Genomic DNA, 21,643 nt, shown 5'->3' with positions numbered 1-21,643 from the left:
TTTTTTGTACCTTAGAGAAATTAATTAATATCACATTTTGGGATATTTTTAATCCATCAGAAAACAAAAATTTTACATATGAAAAAAATAATTTTACTCAGTACCATGTTCCTTGGATCATTCGTTTTTGCGCAAAAAAGTACTCCTGTTCTCGGAGGTGACAGAGATGTTCACGGTTGTATTGGTTCCGCAGGATACACCTATTCCCAATTACGAAATAATTGTATACAGACTTTCAATCAGAAAATAAAACTCAAAGAAGTAAACTCAGACAAAAGCTATACTTCAATGACGGCAGTTATTTTTAATAAAAGTATGACTAAAGCCGAAGTATTCATTCCGGATGGAGCTGCAAAAAGCATTATTTTGGATAAGCAGGGAAAAGCAAAAATCTGGAAAAGCGGGGCTCATGTGAAAGACAGCTATGTTTTAACTCCCTATAAAAAGAGTTACCAGATCAAGAAGAATGATGAAGTCATTTATCAGTAAAATAAAACTTTAAAAATATAAAGCCACTCGGAAGAGTGGCTTTTTTATTATATTAGAAATTTCAAATAGACCTGATAATATTGATTGAATATGCCAATATTAATAATCATTCCCCAAAAAAAATAAACTGGAAAATAAAATTTTATATTTTTGAACCTTTTTTAATTCAATTAAATTAATGATCAGATAAACTATGTCATCACTCAATATTCATCTTATTCTAAAACTTGTGGGGAGGTTTTTGTTTCATACATTAATCATTTTCAGTATAAATCTTTTATATTTTTTAATAATATATTATAATGTTTTTAAACTGGATAAATTTATAGATGTTGATAAAATTAAAAATAGTGTGCATGCAGCAGAGAATAGGTTGATTATTGTATATCTTATTCCTGTTTTGCTTTCATATATATACTATGCTATTTCCATTTATCGAAAGGAGAATTTATTCTTTAAGATTATTTTTTTTGTGGTGGCATTAGTATTATCTCAACAGCCATATTCTTACTGGATAAAAAATGTATTAAATTAAATATTAATTGGTAGATAAATGAGAATAGCGTTGAAAATGTTACAATGCATAAGCATCTTTTGCGTTCTGTTTTTGTGTTTCACATTTTTAATGGTTTTAGCAAGTAGTCATACTATTCCTTTTCAAACTTCTTTACACTAGAAATCCTACAGATTTAGACGGGTGGAGACATGTAAAAGCAGGAACTGCTGTAGATTCTAAAGGTAAAACACTTTTACTGAAGGGAATCAGAATTTTTTAAAAAAATATTAGTGAATCAACAGAAGAAACAAAAAACAATATTGGTAGATAATATGAAATCAATACTATTTTTAACTATATTTTTTTCTCAATTATTTTGTTCTCAAACTAATTTAATAAGTCATGATACTTCTATTTATCAATTAAATAATGAAATTATAGAATTGAAAACGACTTCGTTATATAATAAATATGATGAGAATCTAATAGTTTGGCTCAGCAAAAATAAAAAAGAAGATTATAAATTATATTTTTCGAAAAAAGGAGATTTTAGTTTATTGGAATGGCTAAATGATGATAATTTTTCTGACTATACAATTGATGTTTATAGTACTTTTTTGAAGGTTGTAAAGCCTAAAGAATCTTTTATTATACTATATAAAGGAAATGCTCCTGTGATAAACTACATTTGTGAAAATGAACTACCCCAATACATTAGAAAAACAATATTACGCGTAGAAAAAGATACTAATTTTAAACTATACAAATCAAATTATATATTTATAAAAGAATAGTTTTAATTTATGTAATTATTACATATAAGTTATTTTTGATTTAAATAAAATCTCTATCCGCTGGCGCGAGCGCCTCGCTCGTGCTTACGAATAAATCAGAACCTCTGCAACAGCGGAGGTTTTTTATTCCTTGTTTTAAGAAGCTATATTGAATAATGATTATCAAAAGTTAATAAACAATTGTCTTTGTAAATTATATTAAATGAACAGGTTATGTTTTTTTTATCTCAAAAATATGTATATTGGTATTACCAAATTAAAGCGCAATCCGAAAAGCATGTAGAGTAGGAGAAAAATCAAAAAAACGTTACTATGAAAAATTTAAGAAAACTTTCAAAAAGAGAATTGAAAACAGTTCAGGGAGGTATCCCAATGTGTCTTGCAGGATACTTCTGGTGCTCATTGGAAAGAAAATGTATTCCGGTAGGGTCACCATGCGGACTTATTATCGATTAACTAAATTAAAAATAGTAAAAACAAACAGGCTGTCTCAAAAATGGGATAGCCTGTTTGTTATATGCTCTCCACCAATTGACTTAGGAATCAGTAGCGTTAAGAAAATTTCAATGTAATCCGTTAAAAAATTTCCACTGTCTGAGCATGGGGTTTGTTCAGAACCGAAGCAGAACCGAATGATCCATGCGAGTTTGGAAATTTTAGGAGTACATTTAAATTTTTAGCGGATGATTCCCGTCTTGAACTTTTGTATACTTTTGTTTCAAGACAAAAGTATAAATGAAAATCATATTAAATACTTTACAAATTATTTGTTTTACTTCTTTTTGATCTGTGTATTTTAGGCAACAGTCATTTAAAAAGTAGTATGTTACTCATTAATGCCCGACTTAGGAATCAGGAGCGTTAAGAAAGTTTGAATGTAATCTGTTAAAAAATTTCCACTGTCTGAGCATGGGACTTACTCAGAAGCGAAGCAGAACCGGATGATCCATGCGAGTTTGGAAATTTTAGGATTCCATTTAAATTTTTAGCGGATGATTCCCCATCTTGAACTTTTGCATACTTTTGTTTCAAGACAAAAGTATAAATGAAAATCATATTAAATATTTTACAAATTATTTGTTTTACTTATTTTTAATCTGTGTATTTTAGGCAACAGTCATTTAAAAAGTAGTATGTTACTCATTAATGCCCGACTTAGGAATCAGGAGCGTCAAGAAAATTTCAATGTAATCCGTTAAAAAAATTCCACTGTCTGAGCATGGGACTTACGCAGAACCGGATGATCCATGCGAGTTTGGAAATTTTAGGATTCCATTTAAATTTTTAGCGGATGATTCCCGTCTTGAACTTTTGCATACTTTTGTTTGACTACGTCGAATCTTCGATTTCAAGGCAAAAGTATAAAAAAAATAATGAATGAAAATCATCCAAACTGGATTTTCAACTCTCACTGAAAAACCGTATTTTTGTACATCTAAAAAGTAAAAGAACGAATGAATTCCTACAAAAATCCATTGGAAGAGCGCTACTCCAGTGAAGAAATGTTATTTAACTTCTCACACAATAACAAATTCCAGAATTGGAGAAAGCTTTGGATAGCTCTTGCTGAAATCGAAAAAGACCTTGGACTTGAAATTACAGACGAGCAGATCGCTGAGTTAAAAGCTAATGCTGAAAACATCGATTATGAGAAAGCAGCAGAGTACGAAAAAAAATTCCGTCATGATGTAATGGCTCACGTTCACGCTTATGGTGATGTGGCGCCTTCAGCAAAAGGAATTATCCACCTGGGAGCTACTTCAGCTTTTGTAGGAGACAATACAGACTTAATCCAAATCCGTGACGGACTTTTAATCTTAAAGAAAAAGTTGGTGAACGTGATGAAGAACTTAGCAGACTTTGCTATTCAGTATAAAGACCTTCCAACTTTAGGATTCACACACTTCCAGCCGGCTCAGCTGACAACAGTTGGGAAAAGAGCTACGCTTTGGTTACAGAGTTTGGTTCTTGACATCGAAGAACTGGATTTCTTCCTTGAAACCCTTCGTTTTAGAGGAGTAAAAGGAACAACAGGAACAGCTGCAAGTTTCCTTGAGCTTTTCAACGGTGATTATTCAAAAGTAAAACACCTAGATAAAGAACTTTCAAAAAGATTCGGCTTCGATAAAGTTTTCGGAGTTTCCGGACAGACTTACGATAGAAAAATTGATGCGAAAGTAGTTGCTTTATTAGGAAATATTGCACAGTCTGCGCATAAATTCACAAACGATTTACGTTTACTTCAGAATCTTAAGGAAATTGAAGAACCATTCGAGAAAAACCAGATCGGTTCATCGGCGATGGCATACAAGCGTAACCCGATGAGAAGCGAAAGAATCGGAGCATTGGCAAAATATGTAATGTCTCTGACAACAAGTTCTGCAATGGTAGCTTCTACACAATGGTTTGAAAGAACATTGGATGACTCTGCCAACAAGAGATTAACCATTCCTCAGGCGTTTTTAGCCGTGGATGCTATTCTTTTGATCTGGAACAATATTCTGAACGGAATTGTAGTATATCCAAACAGAATCAACAAGCACATTATGGAAGAGCTTCCTTTCATGGCGACAGAATATATCATCATGGAAGAAGTAAAAGCCGGTGGTGACCGTCAGGAAATCCACGAAGTGATCAGAGTTCACTCTATGGAAGCTTCCAAGAAAGTGAAAGAGGAAGGAAAAGAAAACGACCTTATCGAAAGAATCCTGAATGATGATTCTTTAAAACTAGATAAATCAAAACTGAAAGAAGTTTTAGATCCTAAAAACTTTATCGGGTTCGCGCCGATTCAGACGGAGGAATTCATCAAGAACGAGGTACAGCCGATTATAGACCAAAACAAAGACTTAATAGGATTGGAAGCAGATCTTAAAGTATAAAACAATATGCAGTCTTTTCGGCTGCATATTTTATTTCCCACTCCAGATAATATGAAAAAACTACTATTAACCATTCTTTTAACACCAATCATTTCTTTTTCTCAGACTAAAGAAGATTTACATTATTTTAAATCCAAAGATTCATTAGTAGGAGTAAAAGATAAAGCAGGAAAAATAATTGTTCCTGCACAGTTCAAAGTCTTTTCATTCCTAAAAGATGGAGATCCTGTAGAAGGAGAAACCATTCTTTTTGATGGAAGCAAAGAAGGCGAAAAACCGGAGAAAAATGCATGGGGCTATGTGTATGACAGAAATGGGAAATTCCTGTATCAGCCTTTCCTTTATGACAATGGAGCAGATTATTTCTCTGAAGGAGTAAGAAGACTGGTTAAAAATGGTAAAGTAGGATTTGCAGACCGAAACGGGAATACTGTTATTGTAGCTAAGCACGATTTTGCATTTCCTTTTAATTATGGATATGCTGTATTTTGTGACGGCTGTGACTGGGAAAAAACAAATGATGAACACAGGTCTGTTGTAGGTGGTAAATGGGGAGTAATGAATGTCAAAGGAGAAACAGTTCAACCATTAACAAAACCATCAGAAAAGGATGTTGAAATAGATGGTAAATATTATCCTAATCAGTTTCAGTATAATGAAAAGGAGAAGAATATCCTTCAGTTCTTTGAAAAACAGAAGAAAAAATTGTCAGATCTTTATTATGTAAATTTTTACAGTAAACTGTCTGAAAAAGAAAAGAATCTGTTTTTTGAAATCGTAGAAAGACCAAAAGAAAACTTTCCTTATTATCAGGTGAATACCTATAATTACAGGAAAAAGGACTTGGATATGCTTTACCGTTTCAAATTCCTGGTTTCAGAAGATGGAAAAACATTTTATGCCATTGAGGATTTTAATGTAAAGAAAGTTCCTTTTGAAAACTGGCTGAAAGAAGAAATAAAAAATGCAGAAGACTTTCAGAAAGAACATAAGGATAATCCGAATAAATTTATCAATAAATAATATAAAATTGGAAATTCGGCAGTTCAAATTTGAAGAACATATGACTTATTCCTTTAAATTTGTACAGAATAATGATTGGAGGGAAAATCTCTTTCAAAAATTTCCAATATAGATGGGTTTAAAGAAAGAAACTTTAACTCAGAAAAAGTAAAAAGAAAAATAAATCTAATATTAAAAATCTGACATCTAATTTTTAATAATGTTACAGAATCAAAATCATCAACAATTAATGGCCGATCTTAAGGAGCTGGTAGACAAGACAAGAAGTCAGGTCGCTGCTCAGGTAAACTCGGCAATGGTGGTTTTGTACTGGGAAATAGGAAAAAGAATAAATGAAGATGTTTTAGATAATAAGAGGGCAGAGTATGGTAAAGAAGTTATTGTACAAATCTCTCAACAACTTACGTTAGAATTTGGAAATTCATTTTCTGAAAAAAATATCCGAAAAATGATGCAGTTTGCGTCTGTTTTTAGTGATTTTAATATTGTCGCATCAGCGATGCGACAATTATCATGGACTCACTTTCTGCTTCTCATTCCTATTTCACAAGATACTAAAAGAAACTTTTATCTTGAAGTTTGTAAAATTGAAAATTGGAGTGTCAGAGTCTTAAGAGAGAAAATCAATTCTCTGCTTTTTGAACGAACAGCAATAAGCAAAAAGCCTGAGGAAATAATAGATAAAGAACTGAAAAAATGGTCTGAAAATAATATTTTAAACCCTGATTTGGTTTTTAAAGATCCCTATTTTCTTGATTTTTTGGAATTGAAAGATACATTTTCTGAAAAAGATTTAGAAGAAGCCATTATCGTGGAACTTCAAAAATTCATTTCTGAGTTGGGAAGTGATTTTGCATTTCTTTCAAGACAAAAAAGAATCACAATAGATAATAGAGACTACTACCTAGATTTGCTTTTCTATCATAGGAAACTAAAATCTTTAGTCGTTATCGAACTAAAATTAGGTGAATTTGAAGCCAGCCATAAAGGGCAGATGGAGCTTTATCTCTCATACCTTAATAAATATGAAAAAGTAGAAGGTGAAAACCCTCCCATTGGTTTAATCCTTTGTTCCGGGAAAAATTCCGAACATATAGAACTCATGAATCTGGAAGGGGATAATATAAAAGTAGCAGAATATTTACTTATCTTACCTTCAGAAAAAGTTTTGCTTGAAAAATTGCATCGTTCAATAGAGATAGCAAGAAATAAATTTGAAAATAAAAAATAAATCTAATATTAAAAATCTGACATCTAATGTCTAATAACAAAAGAATTTTCGTAGAAAAAAGAGGAATTTTCGATGTTGAAAGTCCAAAAATTTTTGATGAAGTAAAAGCGGTTGTCCCGGCAGTCCAAAGCGTGAAAGTATACAATGTATATGATATTTTCAATCTGAACGACGGAGAATTTGAAAAAGTGGTAAACAACACTTTCGTAGACCCTGTTACTGATATTTTACACACAGAAAACCCTGCAAAGGCTATTCATTTCGGGATGGAATTTTTGCCGGGACAGTATGATCAGAGAGCAGATTCTGCACAGCAGTGTATCGCTTTGCTGACTGAAAATGAAAAATCAAAAGTAAGAAGTGGAAAATTAATCGAATTTGAAGGAGTTTCTGAAGCGGATTTGGTTAAAATCAAAGACCTTTTGATCAACAAGGTAGAATCTCAGGAAAAGGACTTATCTATTCTGGATATTCCTGCAGAGGAAACCCCATCAAAAGTAATCATCCACGAAAACTTCATCAATTTCAATGATGCAGAACTTGAAAGTTTCTATAACAACCATGGTTTTGCATTAGGATTGGATGACCTGAAATTTATTCAGGAATATTTCATAACTGAAGAGAGAAATCCTACGGAAACAGAATTAAAAGTATTAGACACCTACTGGAGTGATCACTGTCGTCACACGACATTCGAAACAGAATTGTCAGATATTCAGTTTGAAGGTCAGTTCAAACGCACATTGGAAACTATTTTCAATGATTATATCGAGAAAAGAAAATTCTTAGGCCGTGAGCTAAAGCCAATTTCCTTAATGGACCTGGCAACAGTATGCGGTAAATATTTCCATAAAACAGGGAATCTTGATAACCTTGTTATTTCTGATGAGATCAATGCATGTACCATTCAGATCGAAGCAGAATATGACGGTAAAAAAGAACCTTGGTATTTATTATTCAAAAACGAAACGCACAATCACCCTACGGAAATTGAACCTTTCGGAGGTGCTTCTACTTGTTTAGGAGGGGCAATCAGAGACCCGTTATCCGGAAGATCTTTCGTTTTCCAGGCGATGAGATTAACGGGAGCTGCAGACGTTTTGGAATCTGTTGACAAAACTTTACCAGGAAAACTTCCTCAGAAAACCATTACAAAGCAGGCTGCTAACGGATATTCTTCATATGGTAACCAGATTGGTCTTGCCACTACTATGGTTTCTGAAATCTATGACGAAGGCTATAAAGCTAAAAGAATGGAAGTTGGTTTCGTTACCGGAGCTGTTCCTGTAGATTGGGTAAGACGTGAGAAGCCTGAAAACGGTGATTCAATCATTATCTTAGGAGGAGCAACAGGTCGTGACGGAGTAGGAGGAGCAAGCGGAAGTTCGAAAGAGCAGGACGAGACTTCTATCCACACGATGAGTTCTGAAGTTCAGAAAGGAAATGCTGTAGAAGAGCGTAAAATTCAGAGATTATTCAGAAATCCTGAGGTAACAAAGCTGATCAAAAAATCAAACGACTTCGGAGCAGGAGGTGTCTCTGTAGCAATTGGTGAAATTGCAGACTCTTTAGAAGTAAACCTTGATGTATTACCATTAAAATATGAAGGATTAAACGGAACCGAGCTGGCTATTTCCGAATCTCAGGAAAGAATGGCAGTGGTAGTTGATCCTCAGGATAAAGAAAAATTCATTAAATTCTGTGAAGCTGAAAACATTGTTGCGGTAGAAGTAGCAAAAGTGACAGATTCAGGAAGAATGCAGATGTTCTGGAAAGGAGATAAAATTGTAGATCTTTCAAGAGCTTTCTTAGATACCAACGGATGTTCAAAATCTCAGGAAGTGAAAATCACTCACCTTGAAGAAGTAAAAGAAGAAACAAAATCTTTCACAGCAGAAAACTTCCTGAACATCTTAAAAGATAAAAACGTAGCTTCCCAAAAAGGACTATTGGAAATGTTCGACTCTTCAATTGGAGCCACTACAGTAGCAATGCCTTTAGGTGGAAAATACCAGCAGACCCTGATGGAAGGAAGTGTGCAGACACTGCCGATCTTAGGAGCAAAAGATATAAAAACCGTTTCTCTGGCAAGCTGGGGATTCGATGCTGAAATCTCAAAACAAAACTCCCTGTTAGGATCATCTTACGCCGTAGTAGAGAGTGTAGCGAAGATTGTAGCGATGGGAGGCGATTATAAAAATATCCGACTAAGCTTCCAGGAATATTTTGAAAAATTGGGACAGAACCCTGAAAAATGGGGTAAACCTTTGGCTTCACTTTTAGGAGCTTACGATGCACAGATCAATTTAGGTCTTGCAGCGATCGGAGGAAAAGATTCCATGAGCGGAACGTATCAGGATCTGAATGTTCCGCCAACCCTGATTTCTTTTGCATGTGCTAACGGAGACAAAGAAAATATCATTTCTCCTGAATTGAAAAACGCAGGAAACAAATTATATTTCTTCAATCATATTGCTCAGGAAAACGGACTACCAAACTATAATGCTTTAAAAGAAGTTTTTGAATTCATTTTTGAAAACATCAAAGCAGGAAAAATTGTTTCTGTGAAAACAGTAAAAGAAGGAGGTTTGGCAGTAGCTTTAGCAAAAATGAGCTTCGGTAACAGATTAGGAGCTGAAATCAATGCTGATGAAGCTGTTTTATTAGCTAAAAATATCGGTAGCTTAATCATTGAAGCTAAAGAAGAATTAAGCTCAGCAGCTCTTCAATTGATCGGAGAAGTAAAAGATTCAGGTGCTGTAAAAATCAATGGTATTGAATCAAACATCACAGATCTTGTAGCTGCTAATACCAATACTTTCGAGAACCTTTTCCCGACAGTAGAAAAAGAAAAGATTACGGTTGAAATTGATGAAAAATCAAACTCAATCCATCCAAGAAATATCATCATCAAAAAACACGGAATCGCACAGCCGAAAGTATTTGCTCCGGTATTCCCGGGAACTAACTGTGAGTACGACACGCTGAATGCATTCCAGAAAGAAGGCGCTGTAGTAAGCAGTTTACCTTTAATCAATATCAATCACCAGTTATTGGATGAAAGCATTGATGCATGGGTAGAAGAGATCAGAACATCTCAGATTCTGGCATTCTCAGGAGGTTTCTCTGCGGGTGATGAACCGGATGGTTCTGCAAAATTCATCGTTAACGTTCTGAAAAACGAAAAAATGAAAAATGCAGTACACGAATTATTAGACAGAGATGGAATGATTATCGGGATCTGTAACGGATTCCAGGCATTGGTGAAATCAGGATTGTTACCTTACGGAAGAATCAAAGATCTGGATGAAAACTCTCCAACATTAGCTCATAATGCTATCAGAAGACACATCTCTCAGATGGTTACAGTACAAGTAGTGAATGACGAAAGCCCTTGGTTAAAAGGAATGAAAGGACAAACTTTCACTATTCCGATTTCCCACGGAGAAGGACGTTTCATGGCTTCAGAAGAAGAGATTAAGAAATTGTATGAAAACGGGCAGATTGCAACTCAGTACATTGATCTTGATGGAAACATTGCCCACGGAATGCCATTCAACCCTAATAATTCATTATTCGGAATTGAAGGAATTATCAGCCCATGTGGAAAGATCTATGGAAGAATGGGCCATCCGGAGCGTTTTGCAGACGGTCTCATGAAGAATATACCAACCGCGAATTATCACAACATATTCAAAAACGGTGTTGAATACTTCAAATAATAATACAAGAAAAATGATCGTCATCCATGGCGGTCATTTTTCGTCTTTAGGAGGTTTCTACGAAGAAGCTTCCAACGTTCTCATGAAGGATACAGACTGGAAAGTAGGAACACTGGACGGCTTTGATGATATTCTCTACGGAGGTTTCGGAGTGATTGAAGGCAAAGAAAAAATTGAAATCATCTGGAAAGAAGCAGAAAAGTCAAAAGAAGACTTAGGCTTTAAGGCTACCCGTGAATTCTATGAAAACAAGATCAGGCAGGGAAAACCCTTCAACACAGAGCTCATTCAGCAGAAATTAAATGAATTGACTGAAGGGAAAGGGCAGACGCTTTTTGAAATACTGGTGGAAATTATAGAATCACATACGAATATTACGCTGACATTAGAATGATGTAATGAGTAATAAGTAATTTTGTTATATCAGCTTCATCCAATCAACTTGTTGATTCATTCTTTGCTTCCTTGGATAAACATACTCACAATAAAACCTTTGCGTCAAAAATTTAACTATTAAGAATAAAGATTGTAAGAAAAGTTAAGATTCATCGCCGATGAATAGGAAATTCTGCTTCATAATAGCTTTAGCTGTTGCCTTAATAATTCTTTATTCCTTCAAAAATCTTAATGGTTCAAATAAGTTTATTCAACCAGGGTACAAATTGGTCTATAGCTAAGTGAAACGCCCTTGCGAACGAAAACATAAAAAGTTAAACCATGAGCGTCTTTTGCGTTAAAAATCACACAAAATTGAGGAGAATTATTTCCCTTAAACGATTTTTTCTTAATACTTTTACTTCAACAAAACAGGAAACAATAAAGTTCAATGAAGAAAATTATGTACGGGCTGTTCTTCGGTGACAGCATTACCTACGGAGAATATGACGGAGTTTTTGGCGGCTGGGTAGATATTCTGAAAAGATATGCCCTGCAGAAATTTCATGAAGGAAATGGAGATGAACTGATCCTGTTCAATCTCGGAATAGGAGGAGAAACCACAGAAGGATTGCTCAAAAGAATTCCTCATGAATTGGCTGCAAGAAATTCTGCTGATGGAAATATCGTTTTTCTAAGCTATGGAGCCAATGATCTTGCGGTAAAAGATGGAGTACAGATTGTAGATCCTGACAAATTTAAAACCAATATCAAAGAAGCTGTCGCACATGCCAGGCAGTTTTCCAATGCCATTTATCTTGTAAGCATTCTTCCTTTCTCTCAAAAAATAGATGGAGTAGTAGTCAGCTCCGGGAAGAAAAGAATCAATGAAGATGTGCTTGTTTACAATCAAATTTTGAAAAATATTGCAGCAGAAGACTCATTGGGATATATAGATTTTTATTCTGCTTTCCTGGATGATAAAGAAATTCTGCTTTCTGCAGACGGTGTGCATCCTAATGAAAAAGGCTATGGAATGATGGCCGAAATCGCAATTCCAATCATTGAAAAGTATCTGTAATGCCTAATTTATTTTCTTATGGAACCCTGCAGAAAGAGCAGGTACAGCTTGAAACTTTTGGAAGAATTTTACAAGGTGAAAAAGATATCTTATCAGGCTATAAATTAAGTATGCTTGAAATTACAGATCCTGAAGTACTTCGGAGAAGCGGTCAGAAATACCATCCTGTACTTGAATTTTCGGGGAATGATAATGACCAGGTAGAAGGAGTACTTTTTAAGGTGACAGAAGAAGAAATTCTTCAGGCAGATGAATACGAAGTGGATGATTACAAAAGAATCGAAACCGTTTTTAAATCTGGAAAAGAAGGGTTTATCTATGTCGGGAAATAGTCATTGCAAGCAACGTGAAGTAATCTCACTATCTCCTATGAAATTCCAACGGTCTCTTTGTCATTCCGAGCAAAGGAAGAAATCTAAGCTAGAATGTTCTCTCGCAGATTTCGCTAATATGACCAATTTAATATTCAATAGAAGTGGGCTTTAGCCCACTTATCCCATAAAAATAAATTCACTGGCTTCAGCCCAAACTTAAAAAAACTCCTGACATACCCTTGTCACGACCTGTTTTTATCTTTGTGCTAACAAAAAATCAATAAATGAATAACGTAAAAATAGAACCTTTTAAGGTGATCGGGATCTCTGTAAGAACAACCAATGAAAATGGACAGGCAGGAAAAGATATTCCAGTTTTATGGGAGAAAATGATCAGCGAGAATATTGTCAATTCAATTCCAAATAAAATAGACAATACCATTTATTCCATCTATACAGATTACGAAAAAGACCATACAAAACCTTATACAACGGTTCTCGGATGTAAAGTCGAAAACCTTGATAACATCCCGGAAGGAATGGTTGGCTATTCTTTTGATGGTGGAGAATATCTGAAATTTGTCCCAAAAGGAGACCTTTCAAAAGGGTTGGTTATCAACGAATGGTTAAAAATCTGGGAAATGGGTTTGAACAGAACATTTACCGCCGATTTTGAAGTGTATGGAGAAAAAGCACAAAATCCTTCAGATGCCGAAGTAGATATTTTCATCGCTGTAAAATAACAAAAAGTGAAAAAACTTGCCTTCACAACCTTTGAACTGAAGACGTGATATTCCCCTCCTTCGGAGGGGTGTCAAAAATTCTTTGAATTTTTGACGGGGTGGTTAAACAATATTTGTCAACAATTCCCCAATTTTAACTAAAAACATATTTCCCATACACCAAGACTCCGACAATCACAGATGCAATGGCTGTCAGCAATACAGCTCCGGCAGCAATGTCCTTAATAAAGCCAATTCTTTTGTCGAAATCAGGTTGAATGATATCACAGATCTTTTCAATAGCGGTATTAAAAATTTCAGCACTTAAAACAGCGAATGAGGCAATAAGAACCAAAGCGGTGTCTGTGCTGCTCAGGTTGAAATAAAAAATAAGGAAGAGATTGACAAAAAATGCGATGAGCTCAATCTGGAAATTCCTTTCCGTTTTTATCATCATCAAAACACCCCTGAAAGCATTGAGAAAACTTTTATGAATAGGAGGTTTTTCCATAATTCTGAACTTTTCAGACAAAGATAGCCTTTGTATTTTGATAAAAAATGATTCTTCGAAGAAATATATGCATAATGTCAAGGCTCAAAACAAATTAAGGATCTTTGTTAAAAACTCCTCCATATTATTCTTTTCTTTGTTGTATGTATTTATTATATTTGTAGAAACTTATTTTATAAATCTATGAAATTTATTATTTCAAGTGGTGAACTGCAGAAGGCTTTGCAAACTGTAAGTGGCGTAATATCAAGCTCTCAATCGAGACCGATTTTAGAAAACTATCTTTTTGAATTAGACGGAAATAATGTTACCATTACAGCATCTGACGGCGAGACAACTCTTGTTACTTCCCTGGAAGTAAAGTCTGATGATACAGGTAAATTTGCTGTTCCTGCTAAAATTTTTCAGGATTTTATCAAGACATATGGTGAACAGCCTCTGACATTTGTTGTAAAAGACAATGCCGAAGGTACCGGAAGCCAGCTTGAGATTTTAGATGAAAAAGATAATTTCGCAGTAGCATTAGACAATGCTGATGACTATCCTGAATTACCGGAATTCGACGCTTCCCAAAGTGTAACGATGCCGGCAGGAGTTTTGTCTGAAGCTTTGACAAACACACTATTTGCTACAAGTAACGACTCTCTTCGTCCGGTAATGACAGGAGTGCTTTTCCAGTTTGGAGAAAATGAAACCAATTTCGTTTCTACAGACTCCCACAGATTGGTGGTGTACAAAAGAGCAGACCTGATGAATGCCGAACCGATGGAGTTTATCATGCCTAAAAAGCCTCTTAACATTTTCAAAAATATCCTGGCAAGTTCCAATGAAGACGTAACCATCGACTTCAATGAGAATATGGCTAAATTTACTTTTGGTAAGCATATCTGGATCTGTAGACTGATTGATGGTAAATATCCAAACTATACAGCGGTAATTCCAAAAGAAAATCCAAATGTATTGACCATCAACAGAAACCTGTTGCTGGGAGCAATCAAAAGAGCGTCTATCATGTCTAACAAATCTACCAATCAGGTGAGATTCAAGCTTTCCGGAAATATTCTTCACCTTCATGCAGAAGATACTGAATATGCAAATAAAGCAGACATGCAGATTCCTTGCGACTACAACGGAGAAGATATCAATATCGGATTCAGTTCCAAATTCTTAACTGAAATGCTTACGATTTTAGGATCTGATGATATTACCATGAAAATGTCTCAGCCTAACAGACCAGGAATCATTGAACCTCTTGATGGTCTTGAAGAAAATGAAAATATCTTAATGTTATCAATGCCGGTAATCGGATTATAATATTACTATAATAAATAATAGAAAGCCGGAATTTTCCGGCTTTTGTTTATGAATTAGTGTTTGGTGATTTTATTTAAAATCAATTTTTTGATTTAGCTCTATAGGATTGTTTTTTTCTCTTAAACTTTTTTGGATTTCAAAAGTTGATTCTCTGAAATTTAACTTTTTCATACCTCCATTTCCATCATCAGTCATTGCTTTATATCCTGATGTTTTTATGTATGCATAAGGATCATTATAGAAATCCTGCATAAGCTTTTTGAATACTTCCCAATTGATTTCTTTTCCACCATTTTCTTCTGATGTATATAAATTTTTATGGTCAAATTTTTGAGTTTTAATTAATCGGAATAAATAATCTTCCTTATCATCATATATTTCTATAATCAAACCAGGCAAACCATGAAATATATATGGTCCTTCGGATATTTGAATTTCGTGAGAAAACCATGCTGTCCAATGTCTGTCTCCATATGTTGTTTCAGCTTTTTGACATTTTATATTTCCAATCATTCTGATATCGTCAGTTAATGTCCAATTCATGACATTAGTAATTGGAATATAAAATTTATCCCTACTTATCATTGATGTGAAATATCTGAAAAATTGATTTGATTTTAGGTTTTTTTTCAGATATATTTGCTCATTAATGTTAGGATAACCCATTCCATAGCCATTCCCATAATAGATCATAGAATCTGATTTTTTTCTTGTATCATCACGGAAAACTGATTCCTGATTTAAAATATCCAGATAATATATTTTGGATTTTGTTTTTTTATATAATGTTGAAGGTCTATAGACAAGTTCATACATAATTGTTAAACTTTGAGAAGGAACAATAATATATGCAAGGAAAAAAAGAAGTAATATGACCTTTTTAAAAGTATATTTCTTATACATTTTAAGTTTATTATAAATCCCATCTTTTGAAAAAAGGGGATAAATTATCTACATACATCTAAAAGCTGCCCATTCTCCTACGGAATTATCTCTTCCAATGTAAAGTCCACATTCAAGTCCGTACTGAGCACAAATATCATTGTTGCCCGTACGCACATGTCACCATAAGATGTTCCGCCTTTTAAATCTTTCAATTCGTTTCGTGATAATTTTTTTAATTTTTTCATAATGCATTTATTTTAAAATTTGTAATTTAAATTTATATATAATTTTTTATTTTTAATTGTGGGAAACCGTATTTTCTAAAAAAAATCTATTTATAAGTAAATGAATCTCTATTGGTTATGTTTTTAATTTGTAATATTCTTTAAATTACTATTATTACTTTATTTGTCACTTTTAAAGTGCCTCTTTTTTAGTAGTTTTGTTCTAACTTAAAACGTTTATTTCGATCAATTTTCATCATGAAAATAAAGATACAGTCTTACCACACTTCAGATTTTCCTTCTGAGTTCACTACAGAAAATTACAGCGTGATTCTATGGAAAGGTTCTGGAATTTTTTCTGTAGACGCTATTAACTATTCTTATAGTGGATACAATATCCTGTTTCTTTCCCCTTATCAGAAGATGAAACTGGTTTCGGAAACGGAGGAAAATATTCATGTACTTTTATTTCATGGAGATTATTACTGTATAGAATATCATAAAGAAGAAGTGGCCTGCAACGGGCTTCTTTTCAATAATATTTATCTGAATCCCGGGGTTGAGCTGTCAGAAGAAAACTTCAATTATATTCTTGAGCTTTTTAATCATATCAAAAAAGAAGAAAGTGAAAAGCATCCGTTTTCTGAATCCATTATCAAAACCTATATCCAGCTCATTCTTGCTATCGGAAGCAAACAGAAAAGCAGTATTGAAAACAGCATAATTTCTAATGAAAAGCTTCCCAATAAAAATGCTGCAGAATTTCAGAAACTGCTGGAAACATATTTTAAAACAGAAAAAGAACTGTCATTTTACAGCGATAAACTGAACATTACCAATAGTACATTAAGCAAAGCGGTAAAAAAAGAATTTGCCAAAACACCCACACAGCTTATCAATGAGAGAATCATTCTTGAATCTAAGAAACTGCTTCATTTAACCTATCGGTCTGTCAAGGAAATTGCTTCAGAGTTAGGATTTGCCGATGAATTTTATTTCAGCAGGTACTTTAAAAAATCGGTTGGCTGCTCACCTAAAAATTACAGAGAAAAAGTAGGAATTTCTGTGGTGGCAAAAATGTCCATGTAATGTCCCGAAATGTCTATGTTGGCGCTCTGTGCATGTGAATACCTTTGGTAAAAAATAAATCACATGAAAAACTACAGACTTTACCATAGGCTACTACAATGGGACGCTTATTTTTTCAACTTTCTCAGAATTGCGATTTTCATTGTTATGGCCTGGATTGGAGGTTTGAAAGCCTTTCATTACGAGGCTGATGGAATTGTTCCTTTCGTTGCCAACAGCCCTTTGATGAGTTTTTTCTACAAAAATGCAGACCATAAAGTTATTAAGGAAGATAAAAAACGGGTTGCAGAATATACTTTGTATAAAAATCCTGAAGGAAAAGTGGTTCAGAAAAATATTGACTGGCATCAGGAAAACGGAACATATGCCTTTTCCTACGGTTTAGGGACAATGATCGTTGTAATAGGAGTTATGGTATTACTGGGGATTTGGTTTCCTAAAATTGGAACAATTGGAGGTGCTTTAACATTTTTAATGTCATTGGTTACCCTGTCATTTCTGGTCACCACTCCTGAAGTATATGTACCGAATCTGGGGGGAGATTATGCAACTCCCCAGTATGGTTTTCCCTATCTGTCAGGAGCAGGACGTCTCGTATTGAAGGATATTATCATGATGGCCGGAGGGTTGGTATTATTTTCTGATAGCCTGAAGAAGCTGGTGAGACCATTGGACCAATAGTTTCATGAACCAGCAGCACAAAGATTAACGAAAATTTATTATCTTAAAATCGCTTCTAAATTTCTCTATTTCTCAAAAAAACACGACATTTGTAGCTCGAAAAATCATCCATGAAAATGGTGGGATTTCAAATAAAAGTTTCAAAATAGAGCAGATGAAACCATAGGACACATCTGACGAATTAAATAAGTAGATAGATTAACAAATGAAAATATCAAACAACTGGCTGAAGGACTTTGTAAAAACGGAATCAAAAACTGAAAGAATCGGTGAATTCCTTACAGATATAGGTCTTGAGGTTGAAGGGATAGATAAATTTGAAAGTGTAAGAGGCAGCCTGGAAGGAATTGTTGTAGGTAAAGTACTTACCTGCGAAAAACATCCTAATGCTGACAAACTGAAGAAGACAACAGTAGAGGTAGGAAACGGAAAAGTGTTGAACATTGTTTGCGGAGCTCCGAATGTTGAAGCAGGACAGACTGTTCCTGTAGCCGTTGTTGGAACAAAAATCTATGATAAAACAGGAAACTTTTTTGAAATTAAAGAAGCAAAAATCAGAGGAGAGGTTTCTCAGGGAATGATCTGTGCAGAAGACGAACTAGGCCTTAGCGAAGATCATGGAGGAATTATGGTGCTGGATGAAACAAAATATGAAGTAGGGAAAAACTTTGCAGACTATTTTGAGTTGACCAATGATGAGGTTTTTGAAATCGGTTTAACACCGAACAGAACAGATGCCATGTCTCACTATGGTGTTGCCAGAGATTTACACGCTTATCTTTCTACGAACCAATTGAAGTCACAATTTAATAAAGTAGCTTCTGAAGTTTTGAATAGCGAAGGAACTCATGATTTCAAACTGGAAATTGAAGATGCAGAATTGTGTCCAAGATATATCGGTGCTGTGATTGAAGACGTAAAGGTAGCAGAATCACCGTCCTGGTTGAAAGACAGACTGAGAGCGATCGGACTAAGCCCGATTAATAACGTTGTAGATATTACCAACTATATTCTTCACGGATACGGACAGCCGCTTCACGCGTTTGATGCAGATAAAATTGCAGATAAAAAAGTGAAAGTAGGTGTAGTAAAACCGGGAACGAAATTCACGACTTTAGATGGTGTTGAAAGAACATTGAATGGTTCTGAAATCATGATCAAAGATGGTAAAGATAAACCAATGTGTATTGCCGGAGTATTCGGTGGTGAGAATTCAGGAGTATCTGAAACTACAAAAACAATATTCCTTGAAAGTGCTTACTTCAACCCGATTGCAGTGAGAAAAGGAGCAAAAGCGCATAGCTTGAATACAGATGCTTCTTTCAGATTTGAGAGAGGAGTAGACCCGAATCTTACCAGAACAGCCATCACTCACGCTATTAAAATGATTCAGGAAATTGCTGAAGGTAAATTGGTAGGTGACTTATTGGAAGAATATCCTAAGAAAATAGAGGACAATTACGTGATCCTTAGATTCTCTAAAATTGAGCAGATTTTAGGAACAAAAATCCACAGAGAAAAAGTAAAGGAAATCTTAAAAGCATTGGAAATTCAGGTTTTAAATGAAATTCCAAACGGTTTCGAAATCTCAGTTCCTGCATACAGAGCAGATGTAACAAGAGAAATTGACGTGATTGAAGAGATTTTAAGAATCTACGGATACAATAAAATTGATGCTCCACAGAAGATTTCGTTTACTCCTGTTAAGCTAAGTGCTAACGATCAGGACGAACTGGAAAACAGCTGGGCAAGAACTTTACAAGGCCTTGGTTTCAATGAAGTAATGAACAACTCTTTAACTTCTGTAAAAGACGAAACAGATGCTGTAAAACTATTGAACCCTTTAAGCGGTGATCTGGCATTCATGAGAAAGTCTTTATTGGAAGGACTTCTTCAGAATACAGTATATAACATCAACAGAAAAAATCAGGATATCAAGTTCTTCGAATTAGGAAAAATTTATCACAAAAAAGATAAATACGAAGAAAGAAAACAACTGGCATTACTGGTTTCCGGAAGAGATGTTGCAGAAAACTGGCTTCAGCCAAAATCTGCGGTAAGCTTCTATAACCTTAAAGCGTATGTAAAAGTTTTATTGGAAAGATTGGCTGTAGATTACAAAGAAGTAGCTCTAACTGATGACAGATTCTCTGATGCATTGGTATATGAAGCGGATGGTAAAACATTGGTAAGAATCGGAAAAGTAGCGCCTGCTTTATTGAAAGACTTTGATATTGATCAGGAATGTTTCTATGCAGAAATTGAACTGGAATTTGCTCAGGAGTTACGTTCTAAAAATGAATTGAAATTCAAAGATATTCCGAAGTTCAACAAAATCAGAAGAGACTTAGCTTTATTGATTGATAAAACGGTAAACTATCAGGATCTATATCAGACGGCTAAGAAGAACAAATCTCCATTCATTAAAAACATTAATCTGTTCGATGTGTATGAAGGTAAAAATCTTCCTGAAGGTAAGAAGTCTTATGCAATGAGCTTCGAACTGTTAAACGAAGAAAAAACACTGGAAGAAAAAGAGATTACAGAGGTAATGGATTCTCTGATCAAAGCTTTCCAGAAAGAATTCAACGCTGAGTTGAGATCTTAATCATTGAAAATACATATTTCAACATAATAGAAACGGACTTGTTTAAGTCCGTTTTTTTGTTTTATTGCGTTGTTGTTAGGCTTGAGCTAAATTCCGTTCCTATTGAATCATATTAGTGATATTAGTGAAAAGATTAGTGTCATTAGTGTTAAAATAGAAATCGTATATAAAAAAAATTATCCACAGGCTTTATCATTTCTTGGAGTCTCAATATATTTTATAACCCAATTATAGTATAGATTCCTTGCTTTGCTCGGAATGACAAAGACACCGAAAAATTTTATCGGAGATAAAATCTTTGAGTCTTAAACCTGCTGTATATTAAGAAATTTATGCCATTGCGTTTTCCAACTTATGACTGTATAATAAGATCTTTTGCTCTGAAAAATATTCAAAATATCAAATGTTAAAGAATAATAAAATTCACGGCAACCCGTTTAAATAATATAATTTCCGTAAATTTGGGTTAATTCAAAAAGAAAAAAATGAAAAATCTTTTTTTAAGTATATGTACAGCGGCAGTATTGGCTTCATGTGGATCCATGACAAGCCCGTCTGCATCTAAAGTAGGAAAAGCTCAGCCTGCTCTTGCCAGCACAAAATGGACACTGGCTGAAACGGTAAAAGGTAAAGTTCCGACATTAAATATTGAAGGAGAAAAGATCACTGGAAATGCAGGATGTAACAACTATTTCGGAACAGCTACAATAGATCCGTCTACAGGAAGTTTTGCAGCGGGACAGATGGGATCTACGAAAATGATGTGCAGCAACATCGGAGTAGAGCAGAACTTTATGGATATGATGGGAAAAGCTAACAAATATGTGGTTTCCGGAAATACTTTAGAATTGTACAAAGACAATCTTTTGCTATTGAAATTCACAAAATCAGAATAAAAAACAAAAGGAACTCAATTGAGTTCCTTTTTTATGTTTAGAGTGTTATTAATCTTCCTCTTCTTCGTCGTACTTAGCCAACTCTTCGTCGCACCATTTGAACGCTGCTTCTACTACTTTAGTAGCCTCGTCTGCCATCGTTTCTTCATCATCACCTTCAAGATCATCTAACCACTCAACTTCTTCTTCCTCAACGTTTAGGATAAATCTTGGATATTCTGTATGAACTACGAATAGATCCTCTGGAAATTCCGAATTATCTGCTAATAAAAACTTTGGTAATTTCATTTTTTTAATGTTTTAACT

At 34.4% G+C, this 21,643-nt stretch carries 20 protein-coding genes; 16 read left to right on the top strand and 4 right to left on the bottom strand.

The features are described from left to right. The first annotated feature begins 78 nt into the window (after positions 1–78). From RHP76_RS06295 to RHP76_RS06245, 11 genes are all read left to right on the top strand, one after another. Complete coding sequence (locus RHP76_RS06295) at positions 79–489, top strand: hypothetical protein (RefSeq protein ID WP_062671818.1); 411 nt, start codon at positions 79–81, stop codon at positions 487–489. 786 nt (positions 490–1,275) lie between these two features. Beyond that, positions 1,276–1,779, top strand: coding sequence for a hypothetical protein (locus RHP76_RS06290; RefSeq protein ID WP_311229748.1), 504 nt, complete (start codon positions 1,276–1,278; stop codon positions 1,777–1,779). 312 nt (positions 1,780–2,091) lie between these two features. Beyond that, positions 2,092–2,235, top strand: a complete 144-nt coding sequence (locus RHP76_RS06285; RefSeq protein WP_156121528.1) for a bacteriocin-like protein — start codon at positions 2,092–2,094, stop codon at positions 2,233–2,235. 998 nt (positions 2,236–3,233) lie between these two features. Next, positions 3,234–4,661 carry an adenylosuccinate lyase gene (gene purB / locus RHP76_RS06280; RefSeq protein WP_047421604.1) on the top strand — a complete coding sequence of 476 codons (1,428 nt, stop codon included), beginning with the start codon at positions 3,234–3,236 and terminating at the stop codon, positions 4,659–4,661. Positions 4,662–4,712: 51 nt separating this feature from the next. Beyond that, entirely contained in the window at positions 4,713–5,684 is a 972-nt protein-coding gene (locus RHP76_RS06275) for a WG repeat-containing protein (RefSeq protein ID WP_311229747.1), read from the top strand. 295 nt (positions 5,685–5,979) lie between these two features. Then, positions 5,980–6,915 carry a PDDEXK nuclease domain-containing protein gene (locus RHP76_RS06270; protein WP_311229746.1) on the top strand — a complete coding sequence of 312 codons (936 nt, stop codon included), beginning with the start codon at positions 5,980–5,982 and terminating at the stop codon, positions 6,913–6,915. Positions 6,916–6,941: 26 nt separating this feature from the next. Beyond that, positions 6,942–10,637 (top strand): phosphoribosylformylglycinamidine synthase, encoded by a 3,696-nt coding sequence (locus tag RHP76_RS06265; protein WP_311229745.1) that lies wholly within the window; start codon positions 6,942–6,944, stop codon positions 10,635–10,637. Next, positions 10,618–11,031 carry a barstar family protein gene (locus RHP76_RS06260; RefSeq protein ID WP_062671903.1) on the top strand — a complete coding sequence of 138 codons (414 nt, stop codon included), beginning with the start codon at positions 10,618–10,620 and terminating at the stop codon, positions 11,029–11,031. Before RHP76_RS06265 ends, RHP76_RS06260 begins: the two co-directional genes overlap by 20 nt. 432 nt (positions 11,032–11,463) lie before the next feature. Continuing rightward, entirely contained in the window at positions 11,464–12,093 is a 630-nt protein-coding gene (locus RHP76_RS06255) for an SGNH/GDSL hydrolase family protein (protein WP_311229744.1), read from the top strand. Then, on the top strand, positions 12,093–12,425 hold the full coding sequence (locus RHP76_RS06250; protein WP_288441449.1) for a gamma-glutamylcyclotransferase family protein: 333 nt from the start codon (positions 12,093–12,095) through the stop codon (positions 12,423–12,425). Before RHP76_RS06255 ends, RHP76_RS06250 begins: the two co-directional genes overlap by 1 nt. 266 nt (positions 12,426–12,691) lie before the next feature. Further along, entirely contained in the window at positions 12,692–13,150 is a 459-nt protein-coding gene (locus RHP76_RS06245) for a GyrI-like domain-containing protein (RefSeq protein ID WP_062671841.1), read from the top strand. A gap of 133 nt (positions 13,151–13,283) precedes the next feature. Here RHP76_RS06245 and RHP76_RS06240 read toward each other — a convergent pair whose 3' ends face one another. Beyond that, complete coding sequence (locus RHP76_RS06240) at positions 13,284–13,640, bottom strand: diacylglycerol kinase family protein (RefSeq protein WP_062671842.1); 357 nt, start codon at positions 13,638–13,640, stop codon at positions 13,284–13,286. Between the two features lie 183 nt (positions 13,641–13,823). Here RHP76_RS06240 and dnaN point away from each other — a divergent pair, with 183 nt between their 5' ends. Beyond that, complete coding sequence (gene dnaN, locus RHP76_RS06235) at positions 13,824–14,954, top strand: DNA polymerase III subunit beta (RefSeq protein ID WP_034699704.1); 1,131 nt, start codon at positions 13,824–13,826, stop codon at positions 14,952–14,954. 69 nt (positions 14,955–15,023) lie between these two features. Here the strand turns inward: dnaN and RHP76_RS06230 are convergent, their stop codons facing one another. After that, a complete protein-coding gene (locus tag RHP76_RS06230; RefSeq protein WP_123277755.1) occupies positions 15,024–15,857 on the bottom strand; it encodes a GLPGLI family protein in 834 nt (277 codons plus the stop codon). 77 nt (positions 15,858–15,934) lie between these two features. Further along, positions 15,935–16,084, bottom strand: coding sequence for a bacteriocin-like protein (locus tag RHP76_RS23430; protein ID WP_409193525.1), 150 nt, complete (start codon positions 16,082–16,084; stop codon positions 15,935–15,937). A 237-nt stretch (positions 16,085–16,321) separates the two neighbouring features. Here RHP76_RS23430 and RHP76_RS06225 point away from each other — a divergent pair, with 237 nt between their 5' ends. The 4 genes from RHP76_RS06225 (at position 16,322) to RHP76_RS06210 (ending at position 21,337) form a co-directional block, all read left to right on the top strand. Beyond that, positions 16,322–17,152 carry an AraC family transcriptional regulator gene (locus tag RHP76_RS06225; RefSeq protein WP_311229743.1) on the top strand — a complete coding sequence of 277 codons (831 nt, stop codon included), beginning with the start codon at positions 16,322–16,324 and terminating at the stop codon, positions 17,150–17,152. Positions 17,153–17,215: 63 nt separating this feature from the next. Next, the gene (locus RHP76_RS06220; protein WP_311229742.1) at positions 17,216–17,833 is read left to right on the top strand and encodes a DUF417 family protein; all 618 of its coding nucleotides are present in this window, start codon (positions 17,216–17,218) and stop codon (positions 17,831–17,833) included. A 205-nt stretch (positions 17,834–18,038) separates the two neighbouring features. Continuing rightward, complete coding sequence (gene pheT / locus RHP76_RS06215; RefSeq protein ID WP_311229741.1) at positions 18,039–20,441, top strand: phenylalanine--tRNA ligase subunit beta; 2,403 nt, start codon at positions 18,039–18,041, stop codon at positions 20,439–20,441. Between the two features lie 485 nt (positions 20,442–20,926). Further along, positions 20,927–21,337 carry an META domain-containing protein gene (locus tag RHP76_RS06210; protein WP_062671854.1) on the top strand — a complete coding sequence of 137 codons (411 nt, stop codon included), beginning with the start codon at positions 20,927–20,929 and terminating at the stop codon, positions 21,335–21,337. Between the two features lie 48 nt (positions 21,338–21,385). On the opposite strand, the gene RHP76_RS06205 is transcribed toward RHP76_RS06210, so the two are convergent. Further along, positions 21,386–21,625 carry a DUF8828 family protein gene (locus tag RHP76_RS06205; protein WP_002977986.1) on the bottom strand — a complete coding sequence of 80 codons (240 nt, stop codon included), beginning with the start codon at positions 21,623–21,625 and terminating at the stop codon, positions 21,386–21,388. Positions 21,626–21,643: the final 18 nt, after the last annotated feature.

The organism is Chryseobacterium sp. SG20098 (assembly GCF_031844745.1).
In the GTDB taxonomy this organism is placed as follows: domain Bacteria; phylum Bacteroidota; class Bacteroidia; order Flavobacteriales; family Weeksellaceae; genus Chryseobacterium; species Chryseobacterium cucumeris.
This window is presented reverse-complemented; position numbering and strand designations above follow the sequence as displayed.

Coding starts and splice junctions, on each gene's coding strand:
- purB (WP_047421604.1), top strand. CDS start 3,234: ATGAATTCCTACAAAAATCCATTGGAAGAGCGCTACTCCAGTGAAGAA.
- RHP76_RS06230 (WP_123277755.1), bottom strand. CDS start 15,857: ATGTATAAGAAATATACTTTTAAAAAGGTCATATTACTTCTTTTTTTC.
- RHP76_RS06255 (WP_311229744.1), top strand. CDS start 11,464: ATGAAGAAAATTATGTACGGGCTGTTCTTCGGTGACAGCATTACCTAC.
- RHP76_RS06275 (WP_311229747.1), top strand. CDS start 4,713: ATGAAAAAACTACTATTAACCATTCTTTTAACACCAATCATTTCTTTT.
- RHP76_RS06265 (WP_311229745.1), top strand. CDS start 6,942: ATGTCTAATAACAAAAGAATTTTCGTAGAAAAAAGAGGAATTTTCGAT.
- RHP76_RS06250 (WP_288441449.1), top strand. CDS start 12,093: ATGCCTAATTTATTTTCTTATGGAACCCTGCAGAAAGAGCAGGTACAG.
- RHP76_RS06295 (WP_062671818.1), top strand. CDS start 79: ATGAAAAAAATAATTTTACTCAGTACCATGTTCCTTGGATCATTCGTT.
- dnaN (WP_034699704.1), top strand. CDS start 13,824: ATGAAATTTATTATTTCAAGTGGTGAACTGCAGAAGGCTTTGCAAACT.
- RHP76_RS06270 (WP_311229746.1), top strand. CDS start 5,980: ATGGTGGTTTTGTACTGGGAAATAGGAAAAAGAATAAATGAAGATGTT.
- pheT (WP_311229741.1), top strand. CDS start 18,039: ATGAAAATATCAAACAACTGGCTGAAGGACTTTGTAAAAACGGAATCA.
- RHP76_RS06220 (WP_311229742.1), top strand. CDS start 17,216: ATGAAAAACTACAGACTTTACCATAGGCTACTACAATGGGACGCTTAT.
- RHP76_RS06245 (WP_062671841.1), top strand. CDS start 12,692: ATGAATAACGTAAAAATAGAACCTTTTAAGGTGATCGGGATCTCTGTA.
- RHP76_RS06205 (WP_002977986.1), bottom strand. CDS start 21,625: ATGAAATTACCAAAGTTTTTATTAGCAGATAATTCGGAATTTCCAGAG.
- RHP76_RS06225 (WP_311229743.1), top strand. CDS start 16,322: ATGAAAATAAAGATACAGTCTTACCACACTTCAGATTTTCCTTCTGAG.
- RHP76_RS23430 (WP_409193525.1), bottom strand. CDS start 16,084: ATGAAAAAATTAAAAAAATTATCACGAAACGAATTGAAAGATTTAAAA.
- RHP76_RS06285 (WP_156121528.1), top strand. CDS start 2,092: ATGAAAAATTTAAGAAAACTTTCAAAAAGAGAATTGAAAACAGTTCAG.
- RHP76_RS06210 (WP_062671854.1), top strand. CDS start 20,927: ATGAAAAATCTTTTTTTAAGTATATGTACAGCGGCAGTATTGGCTTCA.
- RHP76_RS06240 (WP_062671842.1), bottom strand. CDS start 13,640: ATGGAAAAACCTCCTATTCATAAAAGTTTTCTCAATGCTTTCAGGGGT.